This is a genomic window from Pontibacter sp. JAM-7, assembly GCF_048548695.2.
Taxonomy (GTDB): Bacteria; Pseudomonadota; Gammaproteobacteria; order Pseudomonadales; family Balneatricaceae; genus Neptuniibacter.
Window position 1 is genome coordinate 120,561 of sequence record NZ_JBLYIF020000002.1, and the last position, 22,080, is coordinate 142,640.

General features: G+C 48.7%; 19 protein-coding genes. 6 read left to right on the forward strand and 13 right to left on the reverse strand.

Going from position 1 to position 22,080, the window contains the following annotated elements; all coding sequences use genetic code 11:
* The first annotated feature begins 2 nt into the window (after positions 1-2).
* The 5 genes from ACFVYJ_RS02750 to ACFVYJ_RS02770 all read left to right on the forward strand — a co-directional run bounded on the left by ACFVYJ_RS02750 (position 3) and on the right by ACFVYJ_RS02770 (position 8,402).
* Positions 3-3,416, forward strand: a complete 3,414-nt coding sequence (locus tag ACFVYJ_RS02750; protein ID WP_419413837.1) for a UvrD-helicase domain-containing protein — start codon at positions 3-5, stop codon at positions 3,414-3,416.
* 94 nt (positions 3,417-3,510) lie between these two features.
* Complete coding sequence (locus ACFVYJ_RS02755; protein ID WP_419413836.1) at positions 3,511-4,677, forward strand: multiubiquitin domain-containing protein; 1,167 nt, start codon at positions 3,511-3,513, stop codon at positions 4,675-4,677.
* Positions 4,674-6,074, forward strand: coding sequence for a ThiF family adenylyltransferase (locus ACFVYJ_RS02760; RefSeq protein WP_419413835.1), 1,401 nt, complete (start codon positions 4,674-4,676; stop codon positions 6,072-6,074). The genes ACFVYJ_RS02755 and ACFVYJ_RS02760 overlap by 4 nt, the downstream gene beginning before the upstream one ends.
* Entirely contained in the window at positions 6,071-6,400 is a 330-nt protein-coding gene (locus tag ACFVYJ_RS02765; protein ID WP_419413834.1) for a ubiquitination-like system serine protease family protein, read from the forward strand. The genes ACFVYJ_RS02760 and ACFVYJ_RS02765 overlap by 4 nt, the downstream gene beginning before the upstream one ends.
* Before the next feature lie 817 nt (positions 6,401-7,217).
* Positions 7,218-8,402 carry a Fic family protein gene (locus ACFVYJ_RS02770; protein WP_419413833.1) on the forward strand — a complete coding sequence of 395 codons (1,185 nt, stop codon included), beginning with the start codon at positions 7,218-7,220 and terminating at the stop codon, positions 8,400-8,402.
* 812 nt (positions 8,403-9,214) lie between these two features.
* Here the strand turns inward: ACFVYJ_RS02770 and ACFVYJ_RS02775 are convergent.
* The 4 genes from ACFVYJ_RS02775 to ACFVYJ_RS02790 form a co-directional block, all read right to left on the reverse strand.
* Positions 9,215-9,496, reverse strand: coding sequence for a hypothetical protein (locus tag ACFVYJ_RS02775; RefSeq protein ID WP_419413832.1), 282 nt, complete (start codon positions 9,494-9,496; stop codon positions 9,215-9,217).
* Positions 9,497-9,522: 26 nt separating this feature from the next.
* On the reverse strand, positions 9,523-10,176 hold the full coding sequence (locus tag ACFVYJ_RS02780) for a response regulator (RefSeq protein WP_419413831.1): 654 nt from the start codon (positions 10,174-10,176) through the stop codon (positions 9,523-9,525).
* Positions 10,177-10,274: 98 nt separating this feature from the next.
* Positions 10,275-10,724 carry a hypothetical protein gene (locus ACFVYJ_RS02785; protein ID WP_419413830.1) on the reverse strand — a complete coding sequence of 150 codons (450 nt, stop codon included), beginning with the start codon at positions 10,722-10,724 and terminating at the stop codon, positions 10,275-10,277.
* Positions 10,725-10,886: 162 nt separating this feature from the next.
* Positions 10,887-11,570, reverse strand: coding sequence for a DNA-binding protein (locus tag ACFVYJ_RS02790; RefSeq protein ID WP_419413829.1), 684 nt, complete (start codon positions 11,568-11,570; stop codon positions 10,887-10,889).
* A gap of 137 nt (positions 11,571-11,707) precedes the next feature.
* Here ACFVYJ_RS02790 and gap point away from each other — a divergent pair, with 137 nt between their 5' ends.
* Entirely contained in the window at positions 11,708-12,715 is a 1,008-nt protein-coding gene (gene gap, locus ACFVYJ_RS02795; protein ID WP_419413828.1) for a type I glyceraldehyde-3-phosphate dehydrogenase, read from the forward strand.
* Between the two features lie 36 nt (positions 12,716-12,751).
* Here the strand turns inward: gap and ACFVYJ_RS02800 are convergent, their stop codons facing one another.
* From ACFVYJ_RS02800 to ACFVYJ_RS02840, 9 genes are all read right to left on the reverse strand, one after another.
* Positions 12,752-13,183 (reverse strand): DUF4864 domain-containing protein, encoded by a 432-nt coding sequence (locus ACFVYJ_RS02800; RefSeq protein ID WP_419413827.1) that lies wholly within the window; start codon positions 13,181-13,183, stop codon positions 12,752-12,754.
* A gap of 188 nt (positions 13,184-13,371) precedes the next feature.
* On the reverse strand, positions 13,372-14,418 hold the full coding sequence (gene hypE / locus ACFVYJ_RS02805) for a hydrogenase expression/formation protein HypE (protein ID WP_419413826.1): 1,047 nt from the start codon (positions 14,416-14,418) through the stop codon (positions 13,372-13,374).
* Positions 14,419-14,434: 16 nt separating this feature from the next.
* Positions 14,435-15,631, reverse strand: a complete 1,197-nt coding sequence (gene hypD, locus ACFVYJ_RS02810) for a hydrogenase formation protein HypD (RefSeq protein WP_419413825.1) — start codon at positions 15,629-15,631, stop codon at positions 14,435-14,437.
* Positions 15,594-16,310, reverse strand: a complete 717-nt coding sequence (locus ACFVYJ_RS02815) for a D-sedoheptulose-7-phosphate isomerase (RefSeq protein WP_419413824.1) — start codon at positions 16,308-16,310, stop codon at positions 15,594-15,596. The genes hypD and ACFVYJ_RS02815 overlap by 38 nt, the downstream gene beginning before the upstream one ends.
* Positions 16,303-16,599, reverse strand: a complete 297-nt coding sequence (locus ACFVYJ_RS02820) for a HypC/HybG/HupF family hydrogenase formation chaperone (protein WP_419413823.1) — start codon at positions 16,597-16,599, stop codon at positions 16,303-16,305. Before ACFVYJ_RS02820 ends, ACFVYJ_RS02815 begins: the two co-directional genes overlap by 8 nt.
* Before the next feature lie 167 nt (positions 16,600-16,766).
* Positions 16,767-17,681, reverse strand: coding sequence for a hydrogenase nickel incorporation protein HypB (gene hypB, locus ACFVYJ_RS02825; RefSeq protein WP_419413822.1), 915 nt, complete (start codon positions 17,679-17,681; stop codon positions 16,767-16,769).
* Between the two features lie 2 nt (positions 17,682-17,683).
* On the reverse strand, positions 17,684-18,025 hold the full coding sequence (gene hypA, locus ACFVYJ_RS02830; protein WP_419413821.1) for a hydrogenase maturation nickel metallochaperone HypA: 342 nt from the start codon (positions 18,023-18,025) through the stop codon (positions 17,684-17,686).
* A gap of 346 nt (positions 18,026-18,371) precedes the next feature.
* Entirely contained in the window at positions 18,372-20,681 is a 2,310-nt protein-coding gene (gene hypF / locus ACFVYJ_RS02835; protein WP_419413820.1) for a carbamoyltransferase HypF, read from the reverse strand.
* Positions 20,682-20,950: 269 nt separating this feature from the next.
* Positions 20,951-22,042, reverse strand: coding sequence for a hypothetical protein (locus tag ACFVYJ_RS02840; RefSeq protein WP_419413819.1), 1,092 nt, complete (start codon positions 22,040-22,042; stop codon positions 20,951-20,953).
* Between the last annotated feature and the right edge of the window lie 38 nt (positions 22,043-22,080).

The following is a 22,080-nucleotide window of genomic DNA, read 5'->3' on the forward strand; positions in this document are numbered from 1 at the left end:
GTATGGACGCTATTGAGTCGGCTCGCCAGGAAGCTGAAAAACTGCATCTTGCAGCGATAAGGGCCGGCGGTGACATTAGCAATCCCCTGGCTTTTGCGTCAGCTGAAGCCGAACGCAGGGATATAGAACTGTGTGCTTTGCCTGCAGATGACCCCCAACTAAAAGGCGGTCGAGCCGTCTATGATAGTCATGGCGATACTATTCTCTATGAAAATTGCGGCAGCGATTTTGAACGAGCTTTCTTGATCGCTCATGAAATCGCTCATCTTGTTCTGGAAGGGGGAGAAGAGGACTTTATTGCTGAAGATGTTGATGCAGCACGATCCAGTGAAGAGCCCGCCGTTGGAGTAGAGCGAGTACTGGATTATGGCAGCCACGAGCATAGAGAAGTCGTGATGGATATCTTTGCTCGTGAGTTCTTATTGCCACGCTCACTACTGCGTCGTTGGCATATCGACGAGAACACGACTTCGCTTGATATCGCAAACCGTATTGGAGCCCCTCATGCAGTGGTACAACAGCAGTTATTGGATGCTTTGCTGCTGCCTGCTAATTCAATCCCCGTTCAGTCGATAGCTAAAAAGCCTTCGGAGCCAGATCAATCCCAAGTCGACGCTGCTGATCACCGTGGCACCCCATACCAACTTCAAGCTGGCCCCGGGACAGGTAAGACCACAACGCTGGTTCGACGTGTTCTAGGCCTACTGGATGAAGGTGTTGAGCCGGCATCTATCTTAGTACTGACTTTCTCAAATAAAGCTGCAGGCGAACTCCGAGAGCGCATTGCTGCTAAAGCCCCTGAAGCAGTAGCAACTTTATGGATTGGCACCTTTCACGCTTTTGGCTTAGATATCATTCATCGCTTTAACGAACCCTTGGGGTTATCTGATAATCCGTCGGTTATAGGTCGTTACGAGGCTATAGAGTTACTGGAAGATGAGCTGACAAAGCTACCATTAAAGCATTATCAAAACGTTTATGACCCAACGCTAAACCTGAACGATATGCTCAGCGCTATATCTCGGGCTAAAGATGAGGTGGTCAATGCCACACGCTATCGCGAATTGGCGGAAAGCATGCGCACCACTGCTAATAGTGATGATCAGCGTCTTCAAGCAGAGAAATGTCTAGAGGTGGCCGCACTATATGAGCGATATGAGCAGTTACTAAAAGCGCGGGATGCTCTGGATTTCGGCGACCTAGTGTTGTTACCAACGATGTTGGTAGAGACTAATGAGAGGGTTAGCCGATCTTTGGCTGAGCGTCATCAACACATCCTTGTTGATGAGTATCAGGATGTAAACAGAGCTTCCGTACGTTTACTTAAGGCAATTGCTGGGAAAGGTGAGAAACTCTGGGTTGTCGGTGATTCCTGTCAGTCTATCTACCGTTTTCGCGGCGCCTCGTCTATTAATATGCAGCGCTTTATCGAGGATTTCCCCGGCGCTAAAGCCGAGCAGTTGGCAGTGAATTACCGTTCGGTTGCTGAAGTCATTAATTTGTATTCAACGTTTTCAACGAATATGAAAGCGTCTGTTGGGGTTTTGCCACTAAACCTTGACCCCAAGAGAGGGGGCTCTGGTGAGTTGCCGGAGTTTAGGGTAGCCGGCAAACCTGATGACGAAATTGCCGCCATTGCCGCAGCCATTGAAGAAAAAATTGAGCAAGGATTTGCCTATGAAAAACAGGCAGTCCTATGTACGTCCAATGCCAGGCTCAGCGAAGTAGCAGGAAAACTTGAGCATCAAGGCATACCAGTATTGTATTTAGGCAGTCTGTTTGAACGTGCTGAAATCAGAGATCTCTTATCATTGTTATCACTTCTGGTGGATAAACGTGCTCTGGGGCTGATTCGGGCAGCTGGCTTACCAAGCATGACGATGACGGTGAACGATGTGCAATCCGTTAGCCAATACATTAAGGAGAAGGACTTGCCCGCACTGGGCTGGGTTGATTGCATTGACGATATCAACCCGTTATCGGATGCCGGACGAAAGTCTCTACAGCATCTAATTTCGGTACTCCACGGCTTCTCTAAACAGGATAGCCCTTGGTCTGTATTGGCAACTTTGGTAATTGATCGCTTGGGAATAGCCAAAGAAATCGCACAGTCGGATCAGATCCAGAAGCGAATGCAGGGAATTGCAATATGGCAGCTGCTGAATTTTTGTCGTAAGAGAGTTAATGGTAGGGGGCTACTGATAGAACGCTTGCTCTTTAGAATTCGACGCATTGTCCAGTTATCAGAAGATAGGGATATTCGTCAGTTGCCTCAGGCCGCCATGAATCTCCAAGGTGTACGCCTGATGACAATTCATGCGAGCAAAGGGCTTGAGTTTGACGTTGTGCATTTGCCTGGCATGATTTCGACTGGGTTGCCAGGAAACAATAAATCTCCTAATTGTTTACCGCCTGATGGTTTGATTGAAGGAACTGAAGAGCTTACCGGAAAGGAGGCCATTAAACGAGGGCATGACGAAGAGGAAGAATGCAAATTTTTCGTGGCAGCATCAAGGGCTAGAGACCGGTTAATCCTTTATGCATCATCGGTACAAAATAGCGGCAAGAACCGAAGCCCCTCAAAGTATATAGAACGTATTTGCGGGTATATTCAGCAAATTAATCAGCCGTCGTTATTATCCGCCAATGATGCGCCAGCTCAACTGATTGCTACCGACACCGGTGATGGTCTATTAATCTCCGATAAACAACTCGGACTTTATAACGGATGTCCCCGCCGGTTCCTTTATACACACGGTTTGGCCTTGGGAGGTAAGCGAACAGAAAGTGCATTCCTACAAATGCACAACGTCGTTTATGACGTTATTGATTGGTTGAAAACCAGTTATCCGGAGTCAAACCCAGCAGCAGCTGAATTAGATGAACAATTCCAGCGTTCGTGGCATGCCAAGGGGCCTGTTGACCATGGTTATGCTGAAGATTATCAGCGTATAGGCTATCGCCTCGTTGAGTTTCTGTTGGAGACTCGTCAAGACAAGCAACTGGTTAAACCGGAGGAGTTACAGCTGTCTTTTCCAGATGGAGTGGTTACAGTTCTGCCTGATGAGGTTTTTGTTGATGAGTCCGGGCGTCATAGCATTCGACGTATAAAAACCGGAAAACAGCGCTCGAATGAGTTTGACCAGTTGGAATATTCGGTTCTGCTTGAAGCCGCAGAAAGACGTTTTGGCAAGGGTACCGAAGTAGAGGCGGTGCATTTAGCGGGTGAAACACAAGAAGCAGTGTCCATCACAGACAAAAAGAGAGGAGGGCGGCTAGAAAAGAGTAGCAGCGCCCTGACTGCCATTTCTGGTGGGAGCTATTCTGCAGCACCTTCGACTCGCGGGTGCCCAACCTGCCCCAACTTCTTTATCTGCGGTGATGTTCCGCAGGGAAAAGTCACTATAAAAAAGTAAATTAATCTTTCCGGTTTGTAGATTGCTTGCGATTAAGGTCTTGAACAGCCAAAAAACCGCATGTCGCGGCTGGCGAAACAAGAGATTAATCATTATGAGTGATAGCAACACACAAACAGTACCACCTATTCCGCTTGAAGACATTCTTGCTTGTCTTCGTGAACAAAGGCCGCCGCGCCTGGCCAATCAATACCAGATAGTAGTTGCCAATGAGCATTTGGAGCAAGAGGCTGTCTGTACTGATGACCCAGTTCCCACTGGCCGGCAAATACTGGAGGCAGCAGGCCATACCCCTGCCAATAACTACATGCTGTTGATGTTACAGGGCTCAGGCATGCTGGAAGAAGTCAACCTATCGGAAACGGTTGACGTCTATCAACAAGGGGTCGAGCAGTTTATCGCCTTCGAAAGCGACCGCATTTTCTACTTTGAACTCAATGGTAAGCGTTTCCCTTGGGGAACTGAGCATATAAGTGAAACAGCCCTGCGAACCCTTGGCGACATTCCTGCTGAGCAGTCGCTGTGGCTGGAACAGCGCAAAATGGAAGATGTGTTACTTGAAAGTGGGGACAAAGTTGACTTATCAGAATCAGGATTGGAACGAATCTATTCTGAGAAGCCCAGCTGGGTGCTTAATGTGCATGGTGTTCGGATAATCTCTGAACAGCCTACTATTTTGGCCTCAGAAGCAATGCAGGCCGCAGGGTTTAATCCTGCTGAAGGTTGGATTTTGATACTTAAGGTTAAAGGAGAGCCGAAGCAAAGCATCACAGTCGATGACGTTATCGATTTGACTAAACCCGGTATTGAAAAGCTCAGGCTGACACCTGCCGAAATAAACAACGGGGAGGCGACAATGGGTTTGCGCGCAGATTTTGCTTTATTGGAAAAAGATGCCGCCTATTTGAATACCTTGTGTATCACGTGGGAGACCTTGATTGACGACACTCGACGCTGGCTGGTTATTCGGGATTACCTGCTGCCCGAAGGGTACAACCATAAAGTAGTAGATGTCGCCATCGATGTCCCAGCATCATACCCTGATGCAGCCATTGATATGTTTTATTGCAATCCCCCATTAAAACTGACTTCGGGGGCCGAGATAGCGCAGACCTCTAGCCATGTTTCAATTGGCGGCATTAGTTATCAGCGATGGAGTCGACACCTTAATGGGGCAACACGTTGGAACCCAATGACAGATAGCGTTATCACTCAGATGGCAGTTGTAGAAGAGTCTCTGTTACGGGAGGTGGGGGAATGAATACACCGTATAGACTTGCCATTTCTACGCAACATCACACACAGTTGATAAGTCACTTGTTTCCCGGCGATGGCCTTGAAGCAGCAGCCATTTTGTTATGCGGAAAAAGTAGTGAGCACCGTCTACTGGTTAAAGAGCTAATGCTTGTTCCGCATGATAGCTGTAGAGTGAGATTTCCAAACAGGGTTGCTTGGCCTGGCTCTTCAATTGAAGAGGCAATTGACAAAGCTGAATCAGAGAGTTTGTCAGTTATCTTGATTCATTCTCACCCCGGCGGCCTATTTGATTTCTCTAACTATGACGATGATAGTGACCTCCGTACTATTCCAAGCCTATTTGAGGGTGTTTCATTACCGACGACATTGCACGGGTCGGCAATAATGACACCCGACGGCGCTATACGCGCACGCCTTTACCAGAGGGGTCTTAGCTTTGAATACGTTGAGTCGGTCATTTGTTCATCGGAAGATATAACCATATGGAGAGCATCTAAAACTGGTAGCTTGGAAAAACGTCCTATGACGTTTTCCTCTGCCATGAGAGAGGACCTGAGATATTTAACAGCTTGCATTGTCGGTGTATCTGGTACTGGATCTATCGTCGCTGAGCAATTGGCCAGAATGGGTATTGGGCGATTAATTCTTATCGACTTCGATAAGGTTGAATTGAAAAACCTTAACCGGATCATTAATTCGACACTGAAAGATGCCAGCGAAGGGCGTTTTAAAACAAAAATGCTTGCTGCAAGAATTGCAATGTATCGTGATGATATTGATATTCACTGTATCGAATCCAGTATCAGTTCTCGGGAAGCCATTGAAGCTGCAGGTGATGCAGACCTGTTATTTTGCTGTGTTGATAGTTTTGAAGGGCGGCAAATATGCGACCGAATGGCTTCTGCATTCTTACAACCCTTATTTGACGTGGCTGTAACCATCCCAACCAGAAAAACACCGAATGAGAGTATAGCCATAGCTGATGCCTGTGGGCGCCTAGACTATACCTTTCCAGGAGGGGCAACATTGTTTGATCGTGGCGTTTACTCACCGGAATCTTTACGCAATGAATATTTACGTGCAGTTGCCCCCGAAGACCACGATGAGCAGGTCGCAGCAGGTTATCTAAAAGGTATTATCGAGGAAGCCCCCTCAGTAATCACCTTGAATATGCGAGCAGCAAGCGCCTGTGTACTGGAGTTCGTTGCTAGGTGCTACCCATTTAGACATGAGCCAAATTCTTACTTCAGCAGAACTACATTCTCTTTGGCAACTGGTGAAGAGGAATACTTTGGCGAGGATGAATTTAGCTGTGGAACGAATCCTCATATAGGCCGCGGCCTGCATGAGCCATTGCTAGGAATGCCCTGTTTTTCTATTGAGAAAGGAGTGGCTGCATGAAAAAACCAATCTGGTTATTAAAGCTGATTGAATTTGTATCGCCTGGTCGTCGAATCAAAATAATTGAGGGGGATACGCCGCCAGCTCGGTTACCACTAAGGAATATAGTCTTAGCCCGAGAGGATGGTGAGAATTGGGCTGTCGGATTCAGATGTCCATGTGGCTGTGGGAAGAAGCTAGAACTGCTTTTAATCAAAGAAGCATCGCCCAATTGGAAGCTCAGTGTTGATGAGGGCGGTAAGCCGACCCTGTATCCATCTGTGTGGCTTAAGACTGGTTGTAAGTCACATTTTTGGGTTAGAAGCGGAAAGGTGGTGTGGTGTTAAAAGGGGCTGAAAAGAAATACAGGTGAGAGGCTTAAACCCTCTCACCCCTTAGAAAATACCTGACTAATTCTATATTAAATGTTCGAGGCAACTTCTGCAGGGGGCGCAGAAGGATCAATGAGCTCGCCTCTAAGAACGAAGGGTCTTGCTAGAACTTTTTGATAAAAATCGAAAAATTATCTTTCCTTGTATTTATTTATAACCATTTCGCAATTACATCCTATATTCCTGGCGTTTTGGGTTTTCTATGAAATTTTTACTTTTCTTAGTTTCAGACAAGATTCCATGAAAGAACGGGAAGGGTAGAAGGTTGCGTAAATTACTTTAACGTTTCTCCTGGGTTTGGGTAAGTTACGCAAGAATTTCGAACATGGCTTTCGAGCACTTAAATGGAAATTTTTGATAGACGTGACTCATGCATTGCTAAGCACCAGACTAATCACCAAGAAGAGGGCGGTAACTACGTACACTGGATCTGCTAGAACGACGAAGAATGTAGTTTCTAGATGCTCGTACTCTGAGTTCTTAAAGATCCGGGCGCTCAGCATGAGATTCTCTAAGTAATCGCTGAAGGTGATTGATAAGAGAGCGGGGGCGGGCTAGTTATAACGGTTTGCTGCAAGTAAACCCGCTCTGACCCAATGATCGGCTGGTTGACCGTACAGCTCATGCCAGAAAGAATCGTTAAAATTATTATTAGGCTACAGACCTTAATTTTCGCGCAATTATTTCGGCAAATATAACGGTACTTCTTGCTTTTACCCCTCCCAATAACCTATATTTATTGAGAATAATCTAAATTGGGAATCCAGCAAATATGATTAGCTTGTCACCCTACATCACACAGGATAAAGCTCCAGGAGAGCTTCAAGACCTCATTGTTGAGATCTATTCGCGCGACCGCGCCCTAAATGACAGCATCCCTCCAGCACTTCGCAAGCCGATGGAGTATCTGTTACGTATGGTGAACAGTTACTACTCGAACAAAATAGAGGGCAATCCAACTTTACCATCTGAAGTCCTGCATCTTCAGGAAGAAAATGGCGACCGAGAAGTTGATGATGATCTCATGGAAATAAAACAGCACTTAGAGGTACAGTGCAAAATTGCTTTTGGCGAAATTGAACGTAGCAAGGTTTCTTCTCGGGATTTTTTAAGCGAGGTCCATAAAGCCTTTTATGAAGGCCTGCCAGAGAAATTTCGATATATTGAGCATCCTGAAACAAAGGAGAAGATTGCCATTACGCCTGGCGAATGCCGAAAGCGCGGCGTTAAAGTTGGCAAACACACCCCTCCTGGCCATGAGGAGCTCGATCGTTATTTGAGATGGTTTGAGCAGATGTACCAGCCCGACCAAATGCACGGCCTAAACCGTATGCTTGCAGCTGCAGCTGCACATCACCGCTTTGCTTGGATACACCCATTTATGGATGGAAACGGCCGAGTAGGGAGAATGTTCACTGATGCACACATGAAACAGTCTGGCTTATCTGGTTATGGCTTATGGTCTATGAGTCGTGGCTTTGCCCGCGATACAGATGCGTATTACGCAGCCTTAAAGCAGGCCGACTTAAAACGCAAAGGGGATTTAGATGGCCGCGGTTTATTATCAGAAAAAGGACTGCTGAAGTATACCGAATACTTCCTAAAGACTGCCTTAGATCAAGTGACATACTTCGCATCACTTCTTCAAATGGATCATCTCAGAACACGCGTGGACTACTATTTTGATATGCGAGCTAAGGGGGCCTTACCGAGGGATGATGGGACTATGCTGCCACCCCTTCGCTCTGAGGCTAAAGAGGTCTATAGGATGCTAATGAATGACGGACCCAAGTCCCGCACCTCGATTCGCGAAGCCATTGGTTTGGGCGAGCGAACCTTTCAAAAGCTCCTGGTTCAAATGGCTGATGAGCGGCTAGTGATTGCACCTCACAAACAACCGATAGAATTAGCCCTCTCGCCAGAATCAATTGACATTCTATTCCCAAAACTTTGGTAGATATTGCGACAGAAAAAACCTCTGTAACGTCATGTAGTTATTGCTGAAGGTTAAGAACAAAATGCGCCATGGATGGCCGCTGACTTACTTAAAGAATAGCGACCCGAAGAACTCGAAAGCCGCAATGGCTGAAACAAAGTTACATCACGATTCATACGAACGTCAGTATCAACCTAAACATCACTAAGATTAAAAATCTGATTAAAGAAGCCTTACGATGATGACCTATGGCCAAAGGCGTGCTCAGAAGTATTTATACACGTCTATGAGAAATACCCAGGTCAGGGTCAAAGCGTTTACATCCATTAATCTCAAATAAGTCAAAGGAACAGCGTGCGCTACGTTTCTCTTTACGACACTTTACCCATGAAAAAGCATTTTACGAAACTCTCCGCACGATAGTGATTTGTAAAACCCAGCAACAGCAATAGCTCAACAAACATGAGAAAACCAATTTTGCTCGAAAACTACTAAAACTGATGAATAGGGGTTTGGGGTTTTCTCAAGCTTTTTGAGCTAATACAAGCTCATCTGTCCATTAACAACACCACACAGATTCAACAAACTGGACAGAAAGTCATCTGAATCTGAAAACAACAATTAGTGTGCGAGGAGTATTTATCTTAAATGTATTCTATTTAACATAATATACATTATGCGAATATGTATTATAGCGTATAAATACCGTATTAAGGCGCATTATCGATAGTTAGCACTCGCACCAGGTACCGATTATTTGACGAGACAAGCTCAACCCTGCTTCAGGGTGAGCGTAAAATGGGATTTTATAAGCAACAAAGAGCCTGGCGTGATCAGGACAGAATGACCGGCGTTACTGCGCTTTGGTAGCTACAGATAAGTGAAGGATGAATTTGTACCAGCTCGCCGGTGTAGTCAGATTCGACCACCAGGACAGATTTTTCCAGCGGGTCAGCTTCTAGCTTGGCGACAACTTGGTAAGGATGATTACGCTTAAGCTGAACGGCATACGCATCACAGAGGTCTGCATCCAGCATAACGCGGTCACCTACGGAGATTTCCTGCCAGAGAAACGCGGTTTCCAGCAACAGTTCAGTAAAGTCATTACCTTCCATACCAGAAACCTCATACAGAGAGAAATTTAAGTATCTACAATACCAAGACGTATCGCAATGTGAATTAGTTCAGCATTACTTTTGATATTGAGTTTCCTAAAAAGGTTTGATCGGTGCGCATGAACAGTCTTAGGACTGAGAAACATAGCTTCCGCAACGTGGCTGACGCTTTTGCCTTCGGCTAATAAAGAAAAGATCTGAAACTCTCTTTTAGTTAAGGAATTTAGAGGCGAATCCTCACCTGTTTCCTCAAGACCGTCAGCCAAATATTGACCGCCAGCAAAGACTTTACGAACAGCGATAAGCAGCTCATCGCCAGCGCACCGCTTGGTTAGATAGCCTCGCGCGCCTGCGCTTATTACCTGGCTAGGAAAAGGCGTCGAGTCGGTTGCGGACAGTACCAGGACACAAGCCTCGCTGTCATGCGCCATAATGCGCCGAATCGCTTCCAGGCCTGCGTTATGAGTTCCTGCGCCATCACCGCCATTCGCGCCTGACGGCATGTTTAGATCCATGATCACAACATCAGGACGCAGTGTGTTATACATTTCGAAGGCGGATTTCGCATTATCCGCCTCTCCTTTAACCACGATACTGCCATCAGCAGTAAGCAGGCGATGAAAGCCCGCCCGAACTAAAGGATGATCATCAACTAACAAAACACTGATTGACTGGGTCATGATAAATTAACGAGACGATACTCTCTAAGTGAGGACAGCTAACTACTAACTATGCCATAGAAAACTAGCAAACGGCCTGCTACTTTGGTTGGGATTCTCTATTCGTCGATCTCGGCACTTAACAGCGCATCAGCGCCCTGGTAAACGCCAAAGCTCTCTATATCCATTGCACCTGCGCTTGAGATTTCCTCGCTATTAATATGAGCCGGCAGTGCCACTAATTCGTCACTGTATCCTACTAGCTGAATCCCTTCCTTCTTGCAGTGCATCAGTACTTTTTCTAACGCCTTTATCACGGATATCTGGCGATCTGACAGCTGATCTTGACGCCCTTCCCCGCGCTTCTTGCTGGTAACTTGACGTACAGCATAACCTTCGCTGTCGAGCAGCTGGACGGTAACATTGCTAAGCTTGTGCTTAACCAACAAAATCTTAGCCTGCTGAAACACCTGTTCGCTTTTGCAGCATACCGCATCATCAGCAGTGCATTGTTTTAGTGCGGCGCTAATGTCGTCTGCAGTTGGTTTTTCCGAAAGAAGTATATCCATAACAATCACTTATATAAGACTGTTAATTAATATCCACAATGAGAAGAAAGCAATCTCTCACCAAAGGTTTGGGTTGCGTGCGCAGGCTACCATTAGGCAGAAAAAAATTAATATTTGCAATGAGTTAGCCTAATTAAGCCGTGACACCCAGAGCGCCTTAGCTTAGCTTTTTTTCAGGCATGATAGCTCGTATTTTAATGTCGCATTTTCATTAATCGCTGTATCGAGTTGTTTTTTAAGGCGTTTGTTTTCTTCTTTCAAAAAGCGGTTAGTTACCTGCTGCTCGATAAGCGCCTCAACCCCCTCGGTCGAACCACCCGACCCCGCCAGTACGCCTTGCTGCTTCAGTTCGCGCCGGAGTGTATCTGACTCGCTTCGTGACCGCATAAGCTGATTTTCAAGCTCAGCGATAAGCTTAAGGGCAGCATATTTCTCATCGCTAATCCGCTCTTTATCCTGAAGTAATGACAAACACTGCTGACGCAGCTGCTTCAACTCATCTTCGTCGCTTTTCTCTATCCCTTTGAGTGCGTCGAGTCGTGACTGATAGCTTTGCTCCAGCGCCAGTTTTTCTTCCTCCAGCCTGGCATCAGCATACGCCACTGCCTGATGCCATAACTTGCTGGCCGTTTCTGCTACCGGGTCAGGAATCATAGGGTGCGTGCTATTAGCCTTAAGCCTCTCGCCTAGCTCTTGCCACCAGCTGTTTAGTGCCTTGTTAATGGTGGTAATAGAGCCACTGCCCAGTCGCTCCCGCACATTTTGCTGCGTTGGTCTAATTCCCTCAAAAAGCAGCTCGTCCGCTGCCTTTCTGGCCATTGACTGGGTGTCGTTCTTTTTGCTCATTTCAATATCCAATATGTACCAATTGATACATATCATATATTTGTATTCTAAAAATATCTAGTCGGTACATGTTGTTAAAAATCAGTCTCATCTTCTATGCTTAGTTTAAAAACAATCAGTTAGCTGGGGTAACGCAGATGACAGTCAGAGTAGCGATCAACGGATACGGCCGGATTGGCCGGAATATATTACGTGCCCTTTATGAATCTGACCGCACAGCAGATATTAAGATTGTTGCGATTAATGACCTAGGCGACAGTGCGGTGAATGCGCACCTGACGCAATACGACAGTGTGCATGGCCGGTTTGCTTACCCGGTATCGGCCAACGCAGAACAGCTCAGTGTTAACGGGCAGAGTATTCAGGTACTCAGCCTTGCTGATCCAACTACCCTGCCCTGGAAAGCAATGGATATAGATCTGGTGCTCGAGTGCACCGGCCGTTTCACCTCCAGAGAGGCGGCACAGGTTCATCTGGTTCAGGGAGCGAAACGAGTGCTGGTTTCTGCCCCGGCGGCAGGCGCAGACGCCACGGTGGTGTACGGCGTCAATCACCACCAGCTCACACCTGAGCACCGGATTATTTCCAACGCCTCCTGCACCACTAATTGCCTGGCACCGATGGCTAAAGTCCTGCATGACGCCATAGGCATACGACAAGGCATTATGACCACCATCCATGCTTACACTAATGATCAGCACCTGACGGATACTCATCATCAAGATCTGCATCGCGCTCGCGCAGCGGCACTGTCAATGATCCCGACGAAAACAGGCGCTGCCGCTGCTGTTGGCCTGGTGCTGCCAGAGCTCAACGGACGCCTATCGGGTCTGGCAATCCGAGTGCCTACGCCGAATGTCTCTCTGGTTGATCTGAGTTTTATTCCTGAACAGCAACCGGACGTTGCTGAACTTAATCAATTACTGCAAAACGCCGCCAATACCGACTATGCCGGCATTATTGAATATAACGACCTGCCACTGGTGTCAGTCGATTTCAACCATCACGCAGCGTCCTGTATTTTTGATGCGACCCAAACTCAGGTAGCGGATGGCCTGGTCAAGGTGTTTGGCTGGTATGACAATGAGTGGGGGTTTTCTAACCGGATGCTGGATATGGCGATATATATTGGCAAACTTGCATGAGCTTGCCAGTATAAAAGCGTGCTTGGTGGCGTTAATTCAAATAGCAGGTGCCTCGATGACACGCACCGCCAGAATCTTGTAATCACCAGAACCCTGCAGCATTAGCGTATACAGGGCCTCATAGGACTTACCGTCCGGACCAATGACAAACAACTGCTGCATGAGTTGCTGATTATTAAGTTTGGCAGACATGCCAAATGCATATTGCCGTGGTTTCCAGACCGGTTTAAAGGCATGTGTCACCATCTGCATAAAAGCCTCAACCGTCGGAAACTGCTGCCGGATAATTGGCGCAGCATGTGAATAGGCCCTGGCGTTATCATCGTGCAAAAATGCCGTAATTTGATCAACGATAACGTGCTTAGCCGCTTGCGTTTCTTCCTCCGCCACGTCAGCAGCGGACACTTCAGTACCCACCAAAATGGCAGCAGACAGTAACATTCCTGCAATCGCTTGTACTATTTTCATTATTACCCCTGTTCAGGCCGCTCTTTTAACTCTATACGTCAAAAGGGCTTTAGGGATCATTTTATTGCGTTACGACACCAAGATGGTTAACCACAGCAAGCGCCAAGCCAATATGGCGCCGTACATCTGCGCCTATGGTCCCAGGTTTTATCAGGCAGTTACTGCCAGTTTTTTGTCGGGATGTCGGCCTAGCAAATTCTGGGCAATTGTTCGCCAACCAGCATATCCAGAATCCGCTCGCCACCGAAACCGGTTTTTACCAACACACGCCCGGCGGGGCCCTGGATGACATCTCCGATAATGACAGAGTTCCGCCCTGCCGGATGTGCCAGCATAACTTGCAATACCGCCTCAGCATCTGCTTGCGGCACCACAGCCACGAGCTTGCCCTCATTAGCAAAGTACAAAGCATCCAGGCCAAGTATTTCGCATACGCCGCGCACTTCGCGACGCACGGGAATGGTGCTTTCATCGAGGCGTATTGCGACTTCAGATGTTTCAGCAAATTCATTCAGAACCGTCGCCACGCCACCGCGTGAGGCATCTCGCATTGCATGCAGGCCGGGACTGACATCAAGCATCGCCCGGATAAGCTCATGCAGCGGCTGGCAATCTGTGGTTAATTCTACATCCAGCGCCAGGTCACCCCGCGCATTCAGTATGGCCGCACCATGGTCGCCAATAAATCCGTTAATGATAATTTTGTCGCCGGGTTTACAGTTTGCGGCGGAAATATTTAGCCCCGCAGGTATAACACCGATCCCGGTTGTATTGATAAAGATCTTATCTGCTTTGCCCCGGGGGACCACCTTGGTGTCACCGGTAACAATTGTCACGCCCGCAGCATCTGCCGCTGTGCGCATAGAGCTTACGATGCGTCTTAATAACTGAACATCAAGCCCTTCCTCCAAGATCATGGCACAGGAAAGGTATTTAGGGATGGCTCCGGCAACGGCCAGGTCATTCACGGTGCCGTTGACCGCAAGGGTACCAATATTACCGCCCGGAAACTCAACCGGATCGACAACAAAAGAATCCGTAGTGAACGCAATTTGCTGACCATCTGCCTGAAGACTCTGCAGGTCAAACCGGGCCTGATCTTCAAGTTTATTCAGATCTGTATTATCAAAAGTGGCCACAAAAACATCTTCAATCAAGTCACGCATAGCTTTGCCACCGGCACCATGTGCCATGGTAATCGTGTCAGCTTTAAGGGTGCGTCTTTGTATAGTCATCTAGGTTTTCGTTCAATTAAGCGATATTTTTAGCGTCGATCTTGCCGTAGCTGTAGTAAGCAGAACAGGCACCTTCAGTGGAGACCATGAGCGCCCCCATCGGGGTTTCCGGATTACATTGTTTGCCGAATAATTTGCATTGCCAGGGTTTAATGACGCCTTTGAGTACCTCTCCACACTGACAGGATTTGGGATCAGCAATTTTCAGATTCGGTAACTTAAACGTTTTCTCCGCATCAAAGCGCGCATACGCTTCACGAATGCGTACCCCTGAGTGATCAATGGAACCCAGGCCGCGCCACTCGAAGAACTCCCGCAGCTCAAACACGTCTGACACTGCAGTCAGCGCATTCAAATTGCCACCTTCAGGCACAATGCGTTTATATTGGTTTTCAATGCTCGCTTCGCCGGCTTTGAGTTGCTCCAGCACCAACATCAGTGACTGCAAAATATCCAAGGGCTCGAAGCCGGAGATCACCAGCGGTCGATGATACTGCATGGAGATGAACTCATAGGGCGCCTGACCAATCACCATGCTCACATGTCCAGGGCCGAGAAAGCCGTCTATATCCATATCAGGCGAATCGAGAATAGCCTTTATCGTAGGGATAATCGTGATGTGATTGCTGAACAGAAAGAAGTTTTTAATCCTCTCTTTCTCGGCTTGTTTTAACGTTAAGGCAGTACTGGGCATCGTGGTTTCAAAACCGAGACCAAAAAAAACCACCTTTTTATCCGGATGTTTTCGGGCCAGCTGCAGCGCATCCAAAGGTGAATACACCATACGCACATCGCAGCCTTCAGCACTGGCCTGCTGCAAGCTTTTGTTAGACCCTGGGACACGCATCGCGTCACCAAACGTGGTGAAAATCACATTAGGTTGTTCAGCTATAGCGATACAATCATCCACTCGCCCCATTGGCAATACGCAGACCGGGCAGCCTGGACCGTGAACCATTTCAATATTTTCCGGCAGTAGCTCTTCAAGCCCATAGCGGAAAATACTGTGGGTGTGACCACCGCATACCTCCATGATCTGTAACGGTCGCTTTTGGGCAGCAGGGATTTCACCAACCAGGCGATGGATACGCGCCAATACCCTTTTCGCCATTTCAGGATCACGGAATTCATCGACGAACTTCATATGCAACGTCTCACGGTGTTTTTTCATTCGGCTATTCAGTAGCCCGGCCATGCTCACCAATAAAGCCACGCTCATCCGCCAACAAGGTGTGCACCAAGTCCCATAAAATGTGATAACACACCAGATGACACTCCTGTATACGATGTACGCTATCTATTTCGACAATCAGGCAATGTTTGACCGACTCACACCTTGCTAACTCACCGCCGTCCCCGCCTGAAAAGGCCACGACATCCATACCGAGTTCACCGGCCTTACGACAAGCTTCTATTAAATTGGACGAGTTGCCACTGGTTGAAAACACCACCAGCACATCGTCGGCTTTGGCCAGAGCAAGCAGCTGACGCTTGAGGACATGATCAAAGCCCACATCGTTGGCAACGGCCGATAACATGGCTGCATCCTGCGACAGGTTAATGGCGGCAAGTGCCGGGCGACCGGCAGTAACCGGGTGCATAAATTCCAGCGCCAGATGCGCGGCATCACAGGAAGAACCACCATTACCGGCGGTCATCAGGCGTCCGCCCCGAGCATATGCGCTGGCGATCGTACCGGCAATATCGGCTAATGTTTGGCTGTATTTGCTGAAAAATGCCTGCTTAGCTGCGATGCTTTCAGCTGTTTTGACTTGAATGGCCGCCAGCAGCTGCTGGGTTTTATCCCGCGCTACCAGCCTGGCGCCATCCTCTGTACCCATAAAGGGATAAAGGGCATTGAGCATCTTGTTGCTAGCCTTTGCATCAGACATCGCTATCTCGCTGGGTTAAGGAATTCTGGATAGCATCGAGCTCTTCCTGCAACTCACCAAGCTCTGCCAGAACCTGCAAAGTTTTCTGCGCTTCGTCTTCATCAATCAAGCTCATAGCAAAACCGACATGAACCAGCGCCCAACGGCCAATAAGTTGAGTTAGATCGCCACATTCAGGAATGACGCAGCTCAGGTTAACCTCACGTTTCACACCGGAGACGTTGATAATCGCTGCGGCAGACTCCGGATCTGAGATCGCAACAATTTGACCGGGGACTCCTAAACACATATTAACTCCAGCAATGAATGTGACAATTCAGGTGGCTGAGAAAGCGTGCCATACCTGCCCTGAAACGCAGGCAACGAATACCCTATAGCATAAGGACACAATGAAACATGACGATGACCACACTGTGTGATGCAACCGCAGAATGGCTGGCCTTTGTGAATCATCCATCATAATAACGCCCTGACTTGCTCGACCTCATGCTGCAACGTGTCGATACGCTGCTGGATTATCGCTCTACGATGCTCATCTAACCATTCAATCCAGGCTTGCATACCCTCCCCGGAACGCGCCGACAGCTGCAACACTTTGATATTCGGATTAACCTGTTTGGCATAGTCGATACAGCGGGCAACATCAAAATCCAGATAGGGTAATAAATCTATTTTATTCAGAATCATCAGATCTGAAGCATGAAACATATCAGGGTATTTCAGCGGTTTATCTTCACCCTCGGTCACCGACAAAATGACAACTTTGCTGGCTTCGCCAAGGTCAAAAGCAGCGGGGCAAACCAGGTTACCAACATTTTCTATAAACAGCAGGCCGCCTTGTATATCAGTAAAATTTTCCATGGCATGACCCACCATGTGGGCGTCAAGGTGACAGCCTTTACCGGTATTCACCTGAATCGCTTGAACGCCGGTCTCACGAATGCGATCCGCATCATGAGCGGTTTGCTGATCTCCTTCAATCACCGCAACCCTGTACTTTGCTTTTATTCGGGTAATGGTTTCGGTCAACAGAGTTGTTTTGCCTGACCCGGGGCTGGATACAAGATTGAGAACAAACAGCGAGTGTTGTGCAAAATGTTTCCGGTTGTGTTCAGCATAAAGAGTATTCTTACCTAGAATATCCTGCTCTATCTGCACCATTCGAGACTGGCTAAGACCAGCGACATGCGCACGGGCAGGACCCTTACCAAAATGCATATTGTCACCTTTAACCTGAAGGTTCTCATTATCTGCATGATGATCAGCACAGTGGGCATGGCTGTGGGAATGTGCATCCGGGTGCTCATCAGTACGATGCTGCTGGCCCTCAACTGTCACTTCGCCCTCTGAGCAGCCGCAAACGGTACACATAATTACTCAACCTCCAGCTCTTTAATTCGCATCTCTTCACCCTGAGTAACCTGCAACTGACGGCTACCGCATACCTTGCACGCATCGTAACGGTTTTCGACAGGAACTGTTTTCCGGCACTGCATGCAGAGCGCTTCACCGGGTATATTTATAATGTGTAATATTGCCGCTTCTGCCAGACTGTTTTGCGTCACTGCGCCAAAACAGAACTGCAGTGACCCAGGTTCAATCATTGCTAAAGGGCCAATTTCAAGCCAGACCGCTTTTACCCGGCTGTAATGCTGAGCTGCAGCCTGCTCTTCAAGCACCTGAATGATCGCTTCAGCAATCGACATTTCATGCATTTTCTGTGTCCAATTCCAGCTGCCAATCAACCCCCGGATCTGGCCGCTTAATCAGCGAAGCAACCCGCGTGGATGAAAGTTCCAATCTGCAGGGGCAGCAATGTGATAATCCTTAATGCGGTGCGCAATATATGCCGACAGCTCCACACGCCGGATCAGGCTATGCCTGTAGCTGAGACAATGGCCATCCGTCTGTATAAACAATAGTTTAACTCGTCTTAAATGACCTCTGATCTAGCGCAATAAGTAGTTATCTGGTTGCAGGAAATAGCTATTCAGTTTGAGCAAAACAAGAGAAAGGAAATTGAAGTGTTCTGCAATTGCGCTGCTTACCCACTTACCGCCACTAAGCTAGCTGTTGGGATGCAGCAATCAATGCCTGACCGAACGACAAACCGGCATCATTTGCAGGCAGCTGCTGGTGACAGAGCACCCTGAAATTGGCGGCTGCCAGATCCGTTTGCAGGAGCTGCAGAAGAATTGTGTTCTGCATTACGCCGCCACTGAGCGCAACAGTGGTAAAGCTGTGCTGTCGGTGCAACTGGCAGACCATCTCTACCAGCACCTTGGCAAAACCTTTGTGGAATGCCAGCGCCATATCTGCCTTGGATACGCGTTGCAGGTTAAGGTCATTGATCAAAGCCTGCCAACAACGGGCAGGATCAATCTCATGACCGATAATGACAAAGGGGTAAGGTTTCACCGCAGGATCACCGCTCTGCGCCAGGGTTTCCAGTTCGATCGCCGCCTGCCCCTCGTAACTGATTTGCTCAGCATGGCAGCCCAGTGCCGCCGCGACCGCATCAAATAACCGTCCAGCGGAAGTGGTCATTGGACAATTGAGATCTTTGGCAATCATGTGTGCAAAAGTGGCACAACTCGGCGATGCCAAGGGTGGGAAGCATGTCTGATAACCCTGAATGTCCTCACCGGGAAAAGCCTGTTTTAATTGCGCGTACAAACAGCGCCAGGGCTCGATAATGGCTTTGCTGCCTCCAACAAGCGGAAACGCTTTAATATGCGCAAGCCGCTCACACTGGCGATAACTTCCTAACAGGAATTCGCCGCCCCACAGACTTTCATCTAGCCCAAAGCCGGTGCCGTCCATACAGATACCCAGAACCGGCTCAGCAGCGCGTGGGTAACCATTGTCACCCAGGCAGGCAGCCAGGTGAGCATGATGATGCTGAACCCGGGATAACTGCTTGCCCTGCTCACTGAGCTGCACACCAAACTTGCTCGACAGGTATTCCGGATGCAAGTCGCATACGTACAGATCGGTATTGAATTGATATAAATTTGCATACAGCTGCAGAGTGTTCTGATACTGCTGGTAAGTGCTGTAATCTTCGAGGTCACCCAGGTGCTGGGTAATTATTGCCCGGCCTGACTGCAATAAACACAGGGTACTTTTCAGTTCTCCGCCTAAGGCAACCAGATCTGGAGCATCCTCAAACCCTCTGGGTAATGGCAGCGACGTGGGTGCATATCCCCTTGCCCGGCGTAGAAAGTGAGTAGTCCCCGCCACCTGCCGGATAACAGAATCATCCACGCGATTCTCAATCGGACGGTCATGCATCAGAAACAGGTCTGCCATGTCACCGAGCTGCGCATGTGCAGCTTGATTACTGATAACCTGCGGGCTGCCGGAACGGTTGCCACTGGTCATAATAAGCGGCCTATCAATACCCTGTAACAGCAGGTGATGAATTGGGGTATACGGCAGCATAAAACCAAGTTGATACTGACCCGGCGCGACATTTTGGGCAATTGGAGGAGTGCTGACTGACACCAGGTCAAACAGTACTACCGGTGCGGCACGACTACGGATCGCAGCCTCGCCAGCAGTATCGACAACCGCATACTGTTGCAGGATATCGCTATTTTTCACCATCAGCGCAAAGGGTTTATCAGGGCGCTGTTTCCGTGTGCGCAGTTTCTCGACAGCTTCTGCGTTGGTGGCATCACAGGCCAAATGAAACCCGCCTAAGCCCTTTACCGCTATGATCATTCCTTCAAGCACGGCTGCACTCAGATATGCAAATACATCTCGCGCCGCGACTCTGCTGCCTGAGCGATCTTCAAGCCAGACTTGAGGTCCGCATGCAGCACAGGCATTGGGCTGGGCATGAAAGCGGCGATTCGCCGGATCGTGATATTCGACCAGACAGGCAGCGCACTGATCAAAATTAGCCATGGTTGTATATTCCCGGTCGTAGGGAATCCTGCGGATAATGCTCAGCCGGGGTCCACAGTCAGTACAATTGATAAACGGATAACCGAAACGGCGGTTGGCCGGGTCAATTAACTCTGCCAGGCAGTTAGCGCAAGTAGCGGCATCCGGCGGACACCCGGTGCTGGCCTCGCCTTGCTGACTGGCGATAATGTCAAATGAATCATAAGAGGCCGAGGCGATGGCTTGTGCCTGAACACTATCGACGCGTGCCAGCGCGGGGGCATCATCTTCCAGACATTGCATAAAGGCCGCAAGAGATGCGGTATCTGCATTGAGCCGAATTTTTACACCGGCTGGAGCATTATATACACAGCCCCGCAAGCCCATCTCACGTGCTAGCCGCCAAACGAACGGACGAAAACCCACCCCCTGAACAAGTCCGGTAACGTGTATGAGATAAGTTTGTTCAGACTGCAACATAGATTGATTCTATGACAGTGCATCGGGTTGTGTACAAAGAAATATGCGAGCAGAAATGAGTCAAGGGAGAGATGTAACATTCTCCCCAGACGTGCTGGAATAACTAATGGATCATGGGTGTATATGGTGCCCGAGACCGGACTCGAACTATGCCTATATTATTGGGCTATAGAGCAATTGATGGGTTTATGATGAATTATTTTTATTTTTTCATCAATGCGGTGCCCGATCGATCTTCAACCGGCAATCATGCAGCGCGATGGCGACCATTACGGCAGCCAGCTATTCAGGTCTGACATGCCGCCTGCGGCTTTGATTTTGCCGTCTTGACCGCGGACGATGTAGATGCCTTTGTCGTAGTTGATGGTGATGGCTTCGCCGTCTTTGGTGGCGGTTGAGCAGATGTTGTCACCTGATGCGCTGCAGAGGCAGACCATGGATTTTGGCTGCTGGTAGTTGGCTGGGGTGTCGGGATCGTAGGCGCTGCTTTCCCATTTTGCTGTTTCGGCATTGAAGGCCAGCTGGGTTACGCCGTCTGATGGCCATTTGGTCTCGTAATTTGGCAGGCCTGTCACGCAGGTTGCTGGTTCAGCAACCCCCCCGCTGCTGGATCCGCAGATGGCTCTATAAATTCCCCATGTTGCCGTGCCGCCGCTTGTTTTATTGAATGTAGCGACAGCAACCATATCGGACGTGTAGCCTAATGTTATATGCCCTTCAGGATATGGGTCGCCCACGCTGACCAGGCTGCTCCACGCTGCGTTTAATGATACGGCGTTCTGAGCTGCTTCGGTTGCGGTTGGGGCAATTGATTGTTCGGCACCACCAAAGGCTCCCGGCCAGTACCAGAAATACCCTGCCTCAAACGTGCCGTCATCTACCGGCGGGAGCGTATCGGGATCATCCCAGCCGTCTATATCTGGCCATTGGCCATCGAAGTTGAGCTGGAATTCTTTAGTTGTGCCGCATTCAAACAGGCCGCCCATGGAGCTGAAGCTGTCGCCTACACCGAGTGAGCCGCCGAAGAGGTCGTCCGCATCGACTGAGTTCCCCGCAGCTGGGTTGCTGGTTGTGCCGCTGTCGGCGGGTAGGCTGCCCCCGCCTCCGCCGGATGTGGTGCTGCCGGTGGTGCTGTCGGAGGTTGCCGCCTGGTCGCCGCTCTGTGCGTCATCGGGCTGGGTGGTGGGGGTGCTGCCGTCTGAGCCGGTGCTGCCGGATGAACTGCCGATGGTGCCGTCTGCATTGAAGTAGGCGATACCTCGGCGGCCTCTGATGGGCGACAGTTCGTCTTGTGCATCGATGCCGCCATTGGTGTTTTTAATGCCTACAATGCGGCGGATGTTTTCTGCGTAGCGGCTCATAAGTTGCCTTAAAAACCTTCTTAGGTTTAGTAATTTTG

What these genes read in the sequence shown, in the direction of transcription:
- hypA (WP_419413821.1), bottom strand. Translation starts at nt 18,025, where the DNA reads ATGCATGAAATGTCGATTGCTGAAGCGATCATTCAGGTGCTTGAAGAG.
- ACFVYJ_RS02800 (WP_419413827.1), bottom strand. Translation starts at nt 13,183, where the DNA reads ATGAAAATAGTACAAGCGATTGCAGGAATGTTACTGTCTGCTGCCATT.
- ACFVYJ_RS02765 (WP_419413834.1), top strand. Translation starts at nt 6,071, where the DNA reads ATGAAAAAACCAATCTGGTTATTAAAGCTGATTGAATTTGTATCGCCT.
- gap (WP_419413828.1), top strand. Translation starts at nt 11,708, where the DNA reads ATGACAGTCAGAGTAGCGATCAACGGATACGGCCGGATTGGCCGGAAT.
- ACFVYJ_RS02760 (WP_419413835.1), top strand. Translation starts at nt 4,674, where the DNA reads ATGAATACACCGTATAGACTTGCCATTTCTACGCAACATCACACACAG.
- ACFVYJ_RS02775 (WP_419413832.1), bottom strand. Translation starts at nt 9,496, where the DNA reads ATGGAAGGTAATGACTTTACTGAACTGTTGCTGGAAACCGCGTTTCTC.
- ACFVYJ_RS02750 (WP_419413837.1), top strand. Translation starts at nt 3, where the DNA reads ATGGACGCTATTGAGTCGGCTCGCCAGGAAGCTGAAAAACTGCATCTT.
- hypB (WP_419413822.1), bottom strand. Translation starts at nt 17,681, where the DNA reads ATGTGTACCGTTTGCGGCTGCTCAGAGGGCGAAGTGACAGTTGAGGGC.
- ACFVYJ_RS02790 (WP_419413829.1), bottom strand. Translation starts at nt 11,570, where the DNA reads ATGAGCAAAAAGAACGACACCCAGTCAATGGCCAGAAAGGCAGCGGAC.
- ACFVYJ_RS02840 (WP_419413819.1), bottom strand. Translation starts at nt 22,042, where the DNA reads ATGAGCCGCTACGCAGAAAACATCCGCCGCATTGTAGGCATTAAAAAC.
- hypE (WP_419413826.1), bottom strand. Translation starts at nt 14,418, where the DNA reads ATGACTATACAAAGACGCACCCTTAAAGCTGACACGATTACCATGGCA.
- ACFVYJ_RS02785 (WP_419413830.1), bottom strand. Translation starts at nt 10,724, where the DNA reads ATGGATATACTTCTTTCGGAAAAACCAACTGCAGACGACATTAGCGCC.
- ACFVYJ_RS02820 (WP_419413823.1), bottom strand. Translation starts at nt 16,599, where the DNA reads ATGTGTTTAGGAGTCCCCGGTCAAATTGTTGCGATCTCAGATCCGGAG.
- ACFVYJ_RS02815 (WP_419413824.1), bottom strand. Translation starts at nt 16,310, where the DNA reads ATGTCTGATGCAAAGGCTAGCAACAAGATGCTCAATGCCCTTTATCCC.
- ACFVYJ_RS02755 (WP_419413836.1), top strand. Translation starts at nt 3,511, where the DNA reads ATGAGTGATAGCAACACACAAACAGTACCACCTATTCCGCTTGAAGAC.
- hypF (WP_419413820.1), bottom strand. Translation starts at nt 20,681, where the DNA reads ATGTTGCAGTCTGAACAAACTTATCTCATACACGTTACCGGACTTGTT.
- ACFVYJ_RS02780 (WP_419413831.1), bottom strand. Translation starts at nt 10,176, where the DNA reads ATGACCCAGTCAATCAGTGTTTTGTTAGTTGATGATCATCCTTTAGTT.
- ACFVYJ_RS02770 (WP_419413833.1), top strand. Translation starts at nt 7,218, where the DNA reads ATGATTAGCTTGTCACCCTACATCACACAGGATAAAGCTCCAGGAGAG.